Consider the following 955-nt stretch of genomic DNA (forward strand, 5'->3'; position numbering starts at 1 on the left):
AAATCTCTATGAAGCCCCTCGCTATCTGATGCATTACCTAGATTCCGATGAGGATGATGGTGACGACAGTAGTTCTTACCTCAGTCTGGTATTGCCCTGGGATTATCTGAAAGAACAAGAGGGCATGCCCCGATTTATGGCCTGGCTGGAGTTTCTGTGCGAACAACTCGAACCGGACAGTGGGGACTGCGGTTATTGTCTGGTCCTGCCCAGAGATTACCATGACTACTTTCCTTTAGAGTACCAGCTAGCGCAACGTTACCCCTCCCTGCAAGTCAATTCTGCGGTTCATACTGCGGTATTACAGTATGGACATTCCATCCGGGGCATTAACTGGATCACCCTGCTGTCTAAACGATTTGTAAACCGACTGGGTGGGGAATACTGGATACGTCAGGTGCTGCGCCCCTACCGGGATGTGGTGATTAGTTCTTACCGTGATGGCCTGATTATCCGGGCCGGTCAATACCCGGACTTAACGCCACTGCCGGGCAGTGTCCCGGAGAGTTATTTTGCCATTAACCAGTTGATACGTCCGATACGGGTGATACCTCGTGAAGGCCATTCATTGCACTTCTATGGTGAGGGTCATTTTAATTCAACTTCCACCCTGGCCTGGTATGCCCGTTATGACCGGGGACCGCTGCAAGTGACCCCTTTGAGAGGCAACCACCCTGCACTGGTCAGCGGGATCTGGCAAACCGATAGCTTGCCGGGCAAGCAGTACTTCTTTGCTCAGGGTACGATGTCTTTTGATGTTCCAGGTACAAAACCGGGCACAACCCTCTGGCATCTGATCCGGGAAGCGGCAAATATGTGGGAATAACTGATTATCCACCGACTCATAACTCACAGAGAAAATGATGGAAACTGTAGATTACTTTGCCCAGTTGAAATCACAACTGACCGCGTTTACCTTCCTCAATGGCGATGGGCTGACTGTTTCTCGTCTTGG

General features: G+C 50.8%; 1 protein-coding gene. It reads left to right on the plus strand.

Going from position 1 to position 955, the window contains the following annotated elements; all coding sequences use genetic code 11:
* Positions 1-826: DUF3396 domain-containing protein (locus tag EAE93_RS23880; protein WP_214040722.1), on the plus strand; the 826-nt coding region annotated here is incomplete at its 5' end.
* Positions 827-955 lie beyond the last annotated feature (129 nt).

Origin of the sequence: Photorhabdus akhurstii, from assembly GCF_018448925.1 — a bacterium.
GTDB classification, from domain to species: domain Bacteria; phylum Pseudomonadota; class Gammaproteobacteria; order Enterobacterales; family Enterobacteriaceae; genus Photorhabdus; species Photorhabdus akhurstii.